Source organism: Micromonospora sp. NPDC048835, from assembly GCF_040649995.1.
Lineage (GTDB): Bacteria > Actinomycetota > Actinomycetes > Mycobacteriales > Micromonosporaceae > Micromonospora.
In genome coordinates this window covers 1-12853 of sequence record NZ_JBEZGM010000016.1, presented here as the reverse complement: position 1 = coordinate 12853, position 12853 = coordinate 1, and the positions used below count along the sequence as shown (strand labels likewise).

14 protein-coding genes are annotated in these 12853 nt (G+C 72.6%); 10 read left to right on the top strand and 4 right to left on the bottom strand.

The window, feature by feature from the left end:
- The first annotated feature begins 38 nt into the window (after positions 1 to 38).
- The 3 genes from AB0C15_RS20010 to AB0C15_RS20000 all read left to right on the top strand — a co-directional run bounded on the left by AB0C15_RS20010 (position 39) and on the right by AB0C15_RS20000 (position 2376).
- Positions 39 to 437 carry an NUDIX domain-containing protein gene (locus tag AB0C15_RS20010; RefSeq protein ID WP_357353982.1) on the top strand — a complete coding sequence of 133 codons (399 nt, stop codon included), beginning with the start codon at positions 39 to 41 and terminating at the stop codon, positions 435 to 437.
- Between the two features lie 86 nt (positions 438 to 523).
- Positions 524 to 1078, top strand: a complete 555-nt coding sequence (locus tag AB0C15_RS20005; RefSeq protein WP_357353980.1) for a DUF2267 domain-containing protein — start codon at positions 524 to 526, stop codon at positions 1076 to 1078.
- Positions 1079 to 1245: 167 nt separating this feature from the next.
- Positions 1246 to 2376, top strand: coding sequence for an FUSC family protein (locus AB0C15_RS20000; protein ID WP_357353978.1), 1131 nt, complete (start codon positions 1246 to 1248; stop codon positions 2374 to 2376).
- A gap of 1 nt (position 2377) precedes the next feature.
- Here the strand turns inward: AB0C15_RS20000 and AB0C15_RS19995 are convergent, their stop codons facing one another.
- Together AB0C15_RS19995 and AB0C15_RS19990 are read right to left on the bottom strand one after the other, a co-directional pair.
- Complete coding sequence (locus AB0C15_RS19995; protein WP_357353976.1) at positions 2378 to 3604, bottom strand: hypothetical protein; 1227 nt, start codon at positions 3602 to 3604, stop codon at positions 2378 to 2380.
- Positions 3605 to 3630: 26 nt separating this feature from the next.
- The gene (locus AB0C15_RS19990) at positions 3631 to 4146 is read right to left on the bottom strand and encodes an NUDIX domain-containing protein (RefSeq protein ID WP_357353974.1); all 516 of its coding nucleotides are present in this window, start codon (positions 4144 to 4146) and stop codon (positions 3631 to 3633) included.
- A 50-nt stretch (positions 4147 to 4196) separates the two neighbouring features.
- On the opposite strand from AB0C15_RS19990, the gene AB0C15_RS19985 reads away from it, so the two are divergent.
- A complete protein-coding gene (locus AB0C15_RS19985) occupies positions 4197 to 4688 on the top strand; it encodes a type II toxin-antitoxin system PemK/MazF family toxin (protein ID WP_357353972.1) in 492 nt (163 codons plus the stop codon).
- Positions 4689 to 4766: 78 nt separating this feature from the next.
- Here AB0C15_RS19985 and AB0C15_RS19980 read toward each other — a convergent pair whose 3' ends face one another.
- Positions 4767 to 5411 (bottom strand): NAD(P)H-dependent oxidoreductase, encoded by a 645-nt coding sequence (locus tag AB0C15_RS19980; protein WP_357353970.1) that lies wholly within the window; start codon positions 5409 to 5411, stop codon positions 4767 to 4769.
- Between the two features lie 149 nt (positions 5412 to 5560).
- On the opposite strand from AB0C15_RS19980, the gene AB0C15_RS19975 reads away from it, so the two are divergent.
- A complete protein-coding gene (locus AB0C15_RS19975) occupies positions 5561 to 6574 on the top strand; it encodes a phosphotransferase (protein WP_357353968.1) in 1014 nt (337 codons plus the stop codon).
- 163 nt (positions 6575 to 6737) lie between these two features.
- Entirely contained in the window at positions 6738 to 8165 is a 1428-nt protein-coding gene (gene rox / locus AB0C15_RS19970; protein WP_357353966.1) for a rifampin monooxygenase, read from the top strand.
- Positions 8166 to 8169: 4 nt separating this feature from the next.
- Here the strand turns inward: rox and AB0C15_RS19965 are convergent, their stop codons facing one another.
- Positions 8170 to 8820: a GGDEF domain-containing protein gene (locus AB0C15_RS19965; protein WP_357353964.1), complete on the bottom strand. Its 651-nt coding sequence runs from the start codon at positions 8818 to 8820 to the stop codon at positions 8170 to 8172.
- Positions 8821 to 9087: 267 nt separating this feature from the next.
- Here AB0C15_RS19965 and AB0C15_RS19960 point away from each other — a divergent pair, with 267 nt between their 5' ends.
- The 4 genes from AB0C15_RS19960 (at position 9088) to AB0C15_RS19945 (ending at position 12694) form a co-directional block, all read left to right on the top strand.
- A complete protein-coding gene (locus AB0C15_RS19960) occupies positions 9088 to 9324 on the top strand; it encodes a DUF397 domain-containing protein (RefSeq protein WP_357354220.1) in 237 nt (78 codons plus the stop codon).
- Positions 9325 to 9467: 143 nt separating this feature from the next.
- Complete coding sequence (locus AB0C15_RS19955) at positions 9468 to 10355, top strand: helix-turn-helix transcriptional regulator (RefSeq protein ID WP_357353962.1); 888 nt, start codon at positions 9468 to 9470, stop codon at positions 10353 to 10355.
- Positions 10356 to 10573: 218 nt separating this feature from the next.
- The gene (locus AB0C15_RS19950) at positions 10574 to 12019 is read left to right on the top strand and encodes a serine/threonine-protein kinase (protein WP_357353960.1); all 1446 of its coding nucleotides are present in this window, start codon (positions 10574 to 10576) and stop codon (positions 12017 to 12019) included.
- Positions 12020 to 12052: 33 nt separating this feature from the next.
- Positions 12053 to 12694, top strand: coding sequence for a histidine phosphatase family protein (locus tag AB0C15_RS19945; RefSeq protein ID WP_357353958.1), 642 nt, complete (start codon positions 12053 to 12055; stop codon positions 12692 to 12694).
- Positions 12695 to 12853 lie beyond the last annotated feature (159 nt).

Sequence of the window (12853 nt, the reverse complement as noted above, 5' to 3'; positions counted from 1 at the left end):
TGGTAGCGTCCCCGCTCCCGGCGGCCGGAGGGAGCATCGTGCGCGAGATCGACAAGGTGGCCTGGATCCTCGTCGAGGACGGCAGGGTGCTGAGCACCCGCTCGGTGGGCAAGGACGTCTGGTACCTGCCGGGCGGCAAGCGTGAGCCGGGCGAGACCGACCTGGAGACCCTGCGCCGGGAGGTCGACGAGGAGTTGAGCGTCGAGGTCGACGTGTCGGGTGCCGCGCACCTGGGCACCTTCAGCGCCGAGGCGCACGGCCACGCGGCCGGCGTCACCGTACGGATGACCTGCTATCGGGCCGGCTATCGGGGGCAGTTGCGGCCGGCAAGCGAGATCGCCGAGATGGCCTGGCTCGGGTACGCGGACCGGCACCGCACCTCGCCGGTCGACCAGATCATCTTCGACCACCTGCTGGCCGAGGGTCTGCTGACCTGACGGCAGCGTGTCGCGTGACCTGACGGCAGCGTGTCGCGTGGCCTGGCGGCAGTTTGTCGGGGCCGGCCGGGGGTAACCGCCCGGGCGTGACCGACGGCGACGGGTTCCCGTACTTCATCGACGCGGTGTCCCAACGGTCCGGCCTGCCCGCCGAGGAGGCCGCCGTGCTCGCCCGCGCCGTGCTCCAGACGTTGGCCGAACGGGTGACCGACGGGCCGCCCGACGACCTCGTCGGGCACCTCCCGAACGAGGTCGGCGGCTACCTGACCGGCCCCGCCCCGGACTCGGCCGCGACCTCCCGGCCGGCCCCGGACTCGGCCGCGACCTCCCTTCCTGCCCCGGACCCGACCGGGGCTTCCTTTGCTGGTCCGGACGGTCCGGACCTGGGCGGGGTCTCCGGTGCGGATGCCGACGTAGACGGGTTGACCAGCGGGGTGGGCCTGGAGGTCGGCGGTGCCGGCGTTCCCCCGATGGACGCCGGGCCGACGGAGTTCCTTCGCCGGGTGGAACAGCGCGCCGGGGTGGACCCGGCCACCGCCCGAGCCGGAACCGGCGCCGTCTTCGCCACCCTGCGGACGGCGATGACGGTACGGGAGTTCCGGGAAATGGTGGCGCGCCTGCCGCGCGACGGCGGGTTCTGAGTCGATCAGTCAGCCTGAGCCCCGACGTCCGTGTCGTGATTGTCCGGACTGGCCGGGTTGCCGCATGGTACGAGTGCTCGATGGATTCCGATGGCCGCCGCCGACCCGACGTCACCCGCTCACGGCATGACCGTGTGGTGGGGCGGGTCAGGACGGCTGCTGCCCGGATGCGCGGTCGCGGTGGCCGGGCCGGGCGGCTGCGGCTGAGTCAGCTGGAAGTCGCACTGGTGATCTCGGTGCAGGCGGGCCTCGCTGCGGCGCTGGCCTGGGCGATCGGGCACAACGTCCTGGGCAATCCCGCGCCGATCTTCGCGCCCTCGGCGGCCGTGGGCACGATCGTCGCCGCACTCGGTCAGCGTGCCCACCGCACAGTCGAACTGCTGGTCGGGGTCGGCCTCGGAATCGCCACCACCGATGCCCTGCTGTCCTTCCTGGGCACCGGGTTCTGGCAGACCGGATTCGTCGTTGCGTTCGCGATCTTCGCCACGCTCGTCCTGTTCGGGCGCAGCGGGGCCGCCGTCGGTCAGGCCGGCGGTACGGCAGTCCTCCTCGCCGCCCTCACCCCCGCCCAGCAGGATCTTGAGTGGCCCCGGATCGTCGAGGCGATGGTGGGTGGCGTCGTGGGTCTCGTGGTGGTCGCGTTGCTGATACCACTGAACCCGATGCGCATCCTCGACCGGGACGCCGCACCGATCTACACGTGCCTCACCCGCCAACTGCGGGAGGTCTCCGCCGCGCTGCACACCGGGGATCAACAACGGGCGGTCCGCGCGTTGGACGCGCTGCGCGCGATGGGCCCCGACCTCGAACGGATGCACCAGGCGCTGAGCGGCGCCGAGGAGGTGGTGAGCCTCGCGCCCGCCAGGTGGTTGCGCCGCCGGGACGTGGAGCGGTTCGCGCGGGCCAGCCAGCACGTGGAACGCGTCATCGAACACGGCCGCGGAGTGGCCCGCCGGTCGGCGATGGCGCTGCAATACCACGAGCCGATCCCCGCCGAACTGCCGGCGGGCGTCGGGCGACTCGCCGACGCGGTCGAGCTGCTGCGCCGGGAACACCGTGCCGGCCGGCCGACCGAGCGCACCCGACAGGCGGCTCGTGACGCCGTCTACCAGGCCGGCCGTGCGCGGGCCCGGGGCGTCGACGAGTTCGGCGACGCGGTGGTGACCCAACTGCGCACCGCGGCCAGCGATCTTCTGCGGGCCACCGGATGCGATCCGACCACCGCGAACGAGGTGGTGCGGGAGGCGGAGCAGCACGGCGAGGAGTCTCTGAACCTCGGTGGCGGACCAGCCGGGTGACTCACGCCTCGGGCACGTCCTCGGGCTCGGCGACCCAGGCCGAGAAGGCCGGCAGTCCGTGCCAGGGACCGGTGGAACCGTCGGGCCGACGATCGGTGGCGACCGCCACCACCGCGTACGGGTGGCCGAAGCGCAGTTCAGCGGTGCGGGCCACGCCCTCCGGGGGCAGGCTGGTCCGCCCGAACATGCCGGTCACCGCCGCCGCCTCGAAGCCGTACCTGTCGAACCGCGCCACCGCCGTCTGCCGTGCCAGGAAGTCCTCCACCGGTAGTCCCATCGCCGTCGCCACCGTCGCCGTGGCAGCCCCGAAGCCGAGCGCCGGACCGGCGAGGTCGTGGTCGCTCCGGGCCGACCAGCAGGGGAGAACCGCGTGGTGTCGCTCCTCGCGGCCGTCGCGGGCGTGGGTGCGCACCCGCTCCTCGGTCACCGTCCACAGCGGCGCCGCACCGAGCGGCAGGTCGAACAGCGAACGGCTGCCCGCCGGTGGCACGCCGTCGGCCGCGCCGGCGCCGAGGTCGTACGCGACGGCCAGCACCTCGGCCGGTGGCACCTGTGGTGCGGCGGCCACCGAGAGGACGACAAGCCCCGCGCCGTCGGTCGTCTGGGCCGCTGCGGCGTGCACGATCACGTCACCGGCCCGCGCGGTGGACACGATGTGGCACCGGTGGCCGTAGCTCGGGCTGCGCAGGGCCCGCCGCAGGTGGCCGGCCCACGGGCTGCCGGCGCCGAGAGCGCGCGCGTCGGTGACGTCGAACGGGGTCGCCCAGGACACCCGGGTGGCCAACGCGCTGGCCAGGGCCAGCGCCACCTCCGGGCCGACGCGCAGCGGGAAGGTCTCGATCAGGCCGAGGGTGTGCTCACGCGCCCAGGTGTCCAGACCGGTCTGGTCGGGCAGGACGCCGACGTCGGTCGTGGTGGGCAGCGCGGCCCGCCACGCCGCCAACCCACCGTCGCCCTGCCCCGCCCGGTGCCAGAGCGCGGTGGCGGCACCGACCAGCGGGTGCGGAACCTCCAGCAGCGCTCGGGCGGCGTCGGCCGCGCTCGACAGGTCGGTGCCCAGGGCGTGCGCCAGCTCGTCGACGGCTCCCTCCCCGTCGGTCGCCGTGGTGGCACAGACCGCGAGCAGCAGCCAGGCGCCGAGCGGGGAGGCGACGTGGTGCTCGTCGCCGGCCGTGGCGTGCAACCGCGCGGCGTACGCGGAGAGGGGCCCGTGCAGATCGGTCGTCATGTCCCTACTCTGCCCGCCGGCCCGGCTCACGACCACAGCTCGAACGGCTCGTCGATCTCCGTGCCGCCGAGGAAGGGGGTGATCAGCCGGGGGAGCTGCCCGGGGTAGAAGCGTTCCCGACTTGCCACCACCTCCGGCAGCGGCCACCAACGGAAGTCGAAGTAGTCCTCCACCTCGTAGTCGAGCCGGTGCGTCTCGTCCACGTCCGGGCCAGGGCCGGCCAGCCGTACGGCGACGACCACCTCGTCCTGGACGTGCCGCACCTGGCGGTGCAGGAAGCTGGCCCGCCGCCGCCAGTTCGGCGTACCGACCTGGTCGGCGGTGATCACCATGCCGGTCTCTTCCCGCAGCTCCCGTACCGCGGTGTCGCGGTAGGTCTCACCGGCGTCCATGCCGCCGCCGGGCAACTCCCACCAGGTACCCAGGTGGCGGCGGTCCGGGTCGCGGGTGTGGAACAACAACACCCGGTCGGTGTCGTCGACGACCACCACCCGCACCGCGCGTCGCTCCAGGATCGGCAGGTCGCGAGGTAGCTCGTCCATCGGGTCAGTCTGTCGTACCGCCCGATCCGGCGGCGGGTAGGCTGCCCGCCGTGGCTGGTCTGTTGAGGAATGTCGCGGCGCGTATCTCCCGGGTCGGCGCGGTGCTCCCGTCGCCCCGGCGTACCGGGCCGGCGCCCGCGCAGGTGGCCCGTCGCCGCCAGGTGAGCGCGTTGCAGCGTCGGGAGTTGACCTACGCTCCGGAACGCGACGGTCAGGCCGACCCGGGCGAGATCGTGTGGACGTGGGTGCCGTACGAGGACGACCCGCGGCAGGGCAAGGACCGGCCGGTGCTTGTCGTCGGGCGGCACAGTCGGACCCTGTTCGGGCTGATGCTGTCCAGTCAGAGTGACCGGGACGGGCAGCGGCACTGGTTCGCGCTCGGGCCGGGTGAGTGGGACCGTGACAACCGGCCGAGCTGGGTCCGGCTGGACCGGGTGCTCACCATGCGCGAGGACAGCATCCGCCGGGAGGGCGCCGTGTTGGACCGGCCCCGCTTCGACCGGGTCGGGCAGGCGTTGCGCGCCGGCTACGGCTGGCGCTGACCGCGCCTGGTGCGGATCGGCGGCGAGCCGCGCGAGCGGTAGGGCGGCCCGGGGCGGTGACGCCCCTGGCGGTGCGGTCTATCCGCGGCTCGGGCCGACCGCCGCGCCCTTCGCGTCCGGCGGCGGGTACGGCTGGTCGGCGAGGAGCCGGGCCAGGTGTGCGGTGTTGAGCGCCAGGGCCTTCGTGGTGCGACCGGTGGTGTCGGGCTTCGGGCCCGCGTCGCGGTAGTCCACTGTGTGCAGCGCCTCACCGACCCAGTACGTCGCGGCGGCGGCGGCGATGGTGAACCCGACCTCGTTGAGCGCCTGCTGCACCTCGCCGATGGTGTGGTGGGCGCCGTCCTCGTTGCCGACCACGGCGACACCCGCCACCTTGCCGTAGGTGCGGAGCCGGCCCTCGGCGTCGGTCTCGGAGAGTTCGGCGTCGAGGCGTTCGAGGACCATCTTGCAGACGCTCGAGGGCTGGCCGAGCCAGATCGGCGTGGCGATGATCAGCACCTGGGCGGCCATCAGCTTGGCGCGGATCGCCGGCCAACCGTCGCCGTCGCCCTCGTCCGTGGACACCCCGAAGCGCACACCGTGATCGGCGACCCGGATCATCTCGCCCTCGACGCCCTGCCCGGCCAACTCGGCGAGCACTTCCCGACCGAGCTGTTCGGCGCTCGACGGGCCCGGCGACGGCTTCAGAGTGCAGTTGAGTACGAGGGCGCGGATGGTCGCCACGTCGGTTCCTCTCGCCGTCGCAGGGCTGTCGACCTCCCATACCCGGCCTGCCTCCCGGAACACCTCGCCCAGCGGGGCCGGTTGTCGTGCACTCGGGTCGGCCGGCAAAACCGCTGGGTCGATGGCCGGGGCGCTGGCATGGTGTCCGCATGGGGCAGGACGCCGCACGGCAGGTGGCCGAACAGGTGTGGACGGGTTTCGGCCTGCGCCTGTCCGCGATGGAGCGGATCACCCACGGCGCCGATCAGCACGCCCGACTGTGGCTGGCGCACACCGTCGACGGCGACCGGTACGCGGTCAAGCTGAGCGGTGGTGGCACCCCGGCCGGCCTGGTCGTGACGGCGTACCTGGCCGAGCAGGGGGTGCCGGGCATCGCCGCGCCGCTGCGGGCCGTCGACGGGCGGCTGTCCGTCGACCACGACGGTCGCCGCCTGTCGGTGGTGCCGTGGGTCTCCGACCGGCGGGCTCTCGACGGCCCGATGACCGCCGCGCACTGGCGCGCGTACGGCGAGGTGCTGGCCGCCGTGCACGCGGCGCCGGTGACCGACGAGCTGAGTCGGCTGCTGCCGGCGGGCGGTGCCGCGTACCCCTCGATCGTGACCGCGACCCGCGCGGTGGCCGCGCGGCTGTGTGACCCGGACCCGGCCGACCCCTTGTTCGCGGAGCTGGCGGCGGTCTGGTCCGGGGTGGCCGACCGGGTGGGCGCGTTGACGGGCGCGGTCGAGCGCCTCGCCGTCGGCCCGGCCGCCCGAGCCGGCCAGGGCGTCGTCTGTCACGGCGACCCGCACCTGGGCAACCTGCTGCTCGGCGCGGACGGGCAGGTCTGGTTGATCGACTGGGACGACGCGGTGCTCGCGCCGCCCGAGTGCGACCTCATGTTCGTCCTCGGTGGGGTGCTCGCCTTCGCGCCGATCACTCCGGAGCAGCAGCGGGCCGTGCTCGCCGGGTACGGCACGGCCGACGTCGATCCGGTGCGTCTGGCCTGGTTTCTCGCGGTCCGCGCGCTCGACGATCTGAGCGACTGGACCCGCCAGGCGCTGGACGCCGACGCGGAGGCGGCCGACCGGGACCGGGCGGCACGGATCGTGCGGGGTCTGGTGTCACCCGTTGGTCTGGTCACCCTCGCCGATGCGGCGTTGCGCGACCTCGACCGGCGGTCCTGAGCGGCGAGCACGTCGTCTCTTCGCCGGACAAGAAGTAAGGCAAAGAGCGGACGCGCTCTCTGCCACCTCCAACATATATCGCACCGGGGGCCTTGCGGCAAGACCCGGGTGATGCCGCAGAATCTCCATCCGACGCCCAAATCTGGGAAAATCGGGGGATTCCATGATCGATGTGATCATTGCTGGCGGTGGACCGACCGGCTTGATGCTCGCCAGCGAGGTACGGCTGCACGGCCTGAACGTGCTCGTGGTGGAGCGGGACGCCGAGCCGACCAGCTACGTCCGCGCGCTCGGCCTGCACGCACGCAGCATCGAGGTGCTGGACCAGCGAGGTCTGCTCGAACGGTTCCTCGCGCACGGCAGGCAGCATCCGCTCGGCGGCTTCTTCGCCGCCATCCCCAAGCCGTCGCCGACCGGGCTGGACACCGCACACGGGTACGTCCTCGGCATTCCGCAGACCACCACCGACCGTCTCCTGGCCGAGTACGCCACCGAGGTCGGAGTGGAGATCCGGCGCGGCAGCGAACTGGTCGGGCTGAGCCAGGACGAGCACGGGGTGACCGTGGAGCTGGCTGACGGGCAGCGGTTGCGCTCGCACTACCTCGTCGGCTGCGACGGGGGCCGCAGTTCCGTCCGCAAGCTGCTCGGTGTCGGCTTTCCGGGCGAACCCAGCAGGGTCGAGAGCCTGCTGGGCGAGATGGAGGTGGGCGTGCCGCCGGAGACGGTCGCCGACGTGGTGGCCGAGGTCCGCAGGACTCACCTCCGCTTCGGTCTCGGGCCCCTCGGCGACGGGGTGTACCGCGTCCTCGTGCCCGCCGAGGGGGTGACCGAGGACCGCACGGTCCCGCCGACCATCGAGGACTTCAAACAGCAACTGCGGGTGTACGCGGGCACCGACTTCGGTGTGCACTCACCGCGCTGGCTCTCCCGCTTCGGCGACGCCACCCGGCTGGCCGAGCGGTACCGGGTCGGCCGGGTGCTGCTCGCCGGCGACGCGGCGCACATCCACCCGCCGACCGGTGGGCAGGGGCTCAACCTCGGCATCCAGGACGCGTTCAACCTCGGCTGGAAACTGGCTGCCGAACTCGCCGGCTGGGCGCCGGAAGGGCTGCTGGACAGCTATCACAGTGAGCGGCATCCGGTGGCCGCCGACGTCCTGAACAACACGAGCGCCCAGATGGTGCTGCTCTCACCGGAGCCGGGGCCCCGGGCGGTGCGCCAACTGTTGTCGGAGCTGTTGGACTTCGAGCAGGTCAACAGGTACCTGATCGAGAAGATCACCGCGATCGGGGTCCGCTACGACCTCGGCGAGGGCCACGAGATGCTCGGGCGTCACCTGCGCGACGTCAGGCTGCGGCGTGGTCGCCTGTACGAGCTGATGCGCGGCGGCCGCGGACTGCTGCTCGACCAGACCGGCCAGTTGTCGGTCGCCGGGTGGGCGCAGCGGGTCGACCACGTCGTCGACGTCAGCGAGGAGTTGGACGTGCCCGCCGTGCTGCTGCGGCCCGACGGTCACGTGGCGTGGGTCGGCGACGAGCAGAGCGACCTGCTCGGTGCGCTGGGCCGGTGGTTCGGCGCGCCGGTGACCTGAACGGTCAGCGCTCCGCGAGGAACGCGCTGTCGACAAGTTGGCGGGGTGAGCGGGCGCCGCCGAGGCTCTTCGCCTGGTACATGGCCGCGTCGGCGCGGCTGAGCGCGTCGGTGAGCTGGGCCGGGCCGGTCACCGGGGCGAGCCCGACCGAGGCGGTGACCCGGACGCTGCACCCGCTCAGCCGGATCGGCGCGGCGACGGTCTCACTGAGCCGGCGGGTGGAGTGCTCGATCCAGCGTCTGTCGACGGTGGGGCTGGACAGCAGCCCGGCGAACTCGTCGCCGCCGAGACGGGCGACGAGGTTGTCCCCGGCGAAGCCGGCGAGCCGCTCGGCCACGCTGATCAGCACCTGGTCGCCGGCGGCGTGCCCGTACTGGTCGTTGATCTGCTTGAAGTCGTCCAGATCGAGCACCACGGCGATCAGCGGCTGGCCGGCGGCGTCGGTGAGCAGGGCGGCGGCGAGCCGGTAGAAGGCGCGGCGGTTGGGCAGCCCGGTGAGCGGATCGTGGCTCGCGGCGTGCCGTTCGGCGGCCAGCTCGGCCTGGAGGTTGTCGATCTCGGCCTCGGCGCGCACCGCCCGTCGGCGTAGTTGCCATGAGGAGAGCAACGCGCCGGCCGCGCAGACACCGGAGGCGACGCTCATCGGATCCGGCACGAACCCTCCCATCGCCGCGACCGCCTCCAGCCTTCGGTTGACGCGATATGCCGCGTCGGGCCCAGTTTTGCCTGATCGTTGCCCGTGCGGGGGTAACTCAAAGTGAACGGATGGGCACCGATCATCTGCGTTATCATGCTCGCCGTCGGGTGCAGATGCAATAGCAGATGCACGTGCAGAACCGTCCACTGTCGATACCGCACCCCCTCGCCGTCACCGCTCCTCCCACGGCCACCGGCGGGCTCGTAACAGAAAGACGCCTCGATGCTGCAGCCACCAAATGGCGTACCGATCCATCAGTTGCCTCCGCTGAGCTGGCTGAAGAGCCGTCGCAGCAACCCCAGCGGCAACTGCGTCGAACTCGCCGAACTGCCCGGGGGAGCGGGCATCGCGGTTCGCAACTCACGACACCCGGATGGGCCGGCGCTCATCTACACGGTGGACGAGATCGCCGCCTTCGTTCTCGGTGCGCGGGACGGCGATTTCGACCACCTGATCAACTGACCGTCCGGGGGGTGGGTCGTCCCGGCGACGGGACTTATTCACCGAGGCGGAGGAGTTCACCTCACTGTCGGTTCATGGCATGCTTACACGTCGGTCGGGCCGGGGCGCCCGGCCGTCGTGGGTCGCTGTCCGGAGGTCCGCACGTGACGATGGTTCCCGCCGAGGGTGGCCCGACAACCGGGCCGACCGTGCTGCGCATGCTGCTCGGCGCCCAACTGCGCCGGCTCCGGGAGTCCAGTGGGGTGTCCCGGGAGGGCGCCGGCTGGGAGATCCGCTCCTCCGAATCCAAGATCAGTCGGATGGAGTTGGGCCGGGTCGGCTTCAAGGAGCGCGACGTCGCCGACCTGTTGACCCTCTACGGCGTCACCGCGGAGCACGAGCGTGACGCGCTGCTCAAGCTCGCCCGGGACGCGAACAGCCCCGGCTGGTGGCACCGCTACGGCGACGTGCTGCCGTCCTGGTTCCAGTCGTACCTCGGCCTGGAGGCCGCCGCCGCGCTGATCCGCAGCTACGAGGTGCAATTCGTGCCCGGCCTGCTGCAGACCCGGGAGTACGCCCGGGCGGTCGTGCTGCTCGGGCACGGCACGGCCGATCCAGGTGAGATCGACAGGCGCGTCGCGCTGCGGATGCAGCGTCAGCAGTTGCTGCAACGGGAGAACCCTCCGCAGCTCTGGGCCGTGGTGGACGAGGCCGCGCTGCGCCGGCCCATCGGCGGCCCCGAGGTCATGCGCGGCCAGCTCACCGCGCTCATCGAGGCGACCAAGTCGCCCCACATCCGGCTCCAGGTCATCCCGTTCGCCGCCGGTGGCCACGCCGCCGCCGGGGGAGCCTTCACCATCCTGCGCTTCGGTGACCAGGAGCTACCCGACATCGTCTACATCGAACAGCTCACCAGCGCCATCTACCTCGACAAGCGCGACGACCTGGACTACTACGCGGTCGCCATGGAACGGCTCTGCGTCGAGGCCGAGCCGCCGGAGCGCACGGCGGACATCCTCGGCCGTCTGCTGGACGACCTCTACCCGGCCTGACCACCGACCTCTACCCGGCCTGACCACCGACCTCTACCCGGCCTGACCGCCGACCTCTACCCGGCCTGGCCGCTGACCGCGCCGGCTCGCGCCGGGCCAGACCCCGGTCGCGCACCAATCCCATTTGGGCACGCACGGGACGAACAGTGTGGGGTCGGGCACGCAGAGTGGTCGACTGCGTCGTTGCCAGGCAGACTGGTGAAGCCATGTCGCCGTTCATGCCTACTCTCCGCCTCCACGACCGCTACGTACTGCACGAGCGGATCGGTCTCGGTGGCATGTCCGAGGTGTGGCGGGGCGACGACGAGGTGCTGGGGCGACCAGTTGCGATCAAGGTGCTCGCCGGGCAGTTCGCCACCGACCCCCAACTGCGGGCCACCATCCAACGCGAGGCCCGCGCGGCCGCCCGGCTGACCCACCCCCACGTGACCCAGGTGTACGACTACGCCGAGGCGACCCTCGACGGCGGCGTCGTGGTCCCGTACCTGGTGATGGAACTTGTCGACGGCCACAACCTGGCCGACCGGCTGCGGGCCGGGCCGCTGCCCTGGCCGGAGGCGGTCCGGGTGGCCGGGCAGATCGCCGCCGCGCTGGCCGCCGCGCACCGCATCGGCGTCGTGCACCGCGACGTCAAGCCGGGCAACGTGATGCTCACCGACACCGGCGCCAAGGTGCTCGACTTCGGCATCGCCGCGCTCGGCAGCCTCGACAGCCAGTCCGGCGAACCGTTGATGGGCACCCCCGCCTACTTCGCCCCGGAACGGCTGACCGCCGGCCCACCCGACCCGGCGAGCGACGTGTACGCCCTCGGCGCCCTGCTCTACCGCACCCTCACCGGGCGGGCACCACTGCCCGTGCAGAGCTGGGAGGACGCGCTGGAGGTGCACCGGCGGGGCACCCCGGTGCCGCCGCTGCGGGTGCCCGGCCTGCCCGCCGACATCGCCGAGCTGACCGTCGCCTGCCTGGCCGCCAACCCGGCCGACCGGCCGAGCGCCGCGCACCTGGCCCGCCGCTTCGGCGCCGGTCAGCCGGTCGAACCGCCCACCGAGTTGCTGCGCATCCGCCCGGCCGCCCACCCGCCCACCCTGATCGACAGGTCGGTGGTGGCCCGCCCCGCTCCGGCTGCCGCCACCCCGGCCCGACGCCGGTCGCGTCGGCCCCTCGCCGTGCTCGTCGCCGCCGTGCTCGCCGTGCTGATCGGCGCCGGTGCCCTGTTGGCGCAGAATCCGTTCGACAACCCGGGCACACCCGACCCGGCGAAGGTGGCCGACGCACCCTCCAGCTCCGCCCCGGCCCCCGCACCCACGACGCACTCACCGACACCGACGAGGGCATCGACGCCGTCCGCCGCCGCCAGCACCGCGCCGCCGACCGTCGGGCAGCAGATACCGGTCAGCTTCCGGGAGGTGACCAGTGAGTTCGCCGCCGTCCTGGCCACCGCGGTCGCCCGTGGTGACATCGACCGCAGGACCGCCGAGGACCTGCGCGACGAGCTGGCCGACCTCGACCGCCGCGGCCGGGACCGCGCCAAGCGCGTCGCCGAGCTGCGCGACGACATCACCGAGCTGGTGCGACGGGGCCGGCTTCCTGCGCAGACGGGCGCGAGACTTGACGCTCTGCTCAGCCGGGCCGACAGCTTCTCCACCGGCCGTACGGACGACTGATAACCCCGTCGATTGCGCTGGCATGATGTCCCGATGCGGACACGTCTGATCTTCGTGCGGCACGGCGAGTCGGTCCACCAGGTCGAAGGGATCGTCGGTGGGCCAGGCGGCTGTCGGGGCCTCACCCACCGTGGCCACGAGCAGGCCCACGACCTGGCCAACCGGCTCACCGCCGAGGTCGCCGCCGACGGGCCGGTGGCGGTCTACTCGTCCGTGTTGCGCAGGGCGGTCGAGACCGCGCAACCGATCGGCGCGGCGTTCGGCGCCCGGCCCGTGGCCGACTGTGGTCTCTGCACCTGGCACACACCCCCGTACGCCGACGGCCTGCCGACCGCCCGCTTCCGCACCGAACACGCGGTGGCGGGCGGCGGCGTGTTCCGACCGTTCGAGGAGGGCAACGAGAGCTGGGCCGAACTGGTGGTCCGGGTCAGCCGCGCGATCATGGAGATCGCGCACCGGCACCGGGGCTCCACAGTGATCCTGGTCGGCCACAGCGAGACCGTCGAGGGCGGTTTCCACGCGCTCGCCGCGCAGCCGGTCTTCCGGGCGTTCGACCTTGAGGTGCCGCCGGCCTCGATCACCGAATGGACCACCGACCACGACCCGGGCGGTTGGCCGCCGGCCCGCTGGACGCTGCGCCGCTTCGCCGACACCGGCGGGTGGGCCCGAGGGTGATCCCGACTCTGCCGCCTCCGGCCCGAGCAGACGGACGGCGCCGCTAGGGCCTGTGTCGAAGTCCGTGCCAGGGCTTGAGCTGTTGGGTGAGGATCTTCGCGTGTCGGTGTTCGAGATGTAGCGAGGTCTCCGGTATCTGGTTCAGCGACCAAGCAGAAC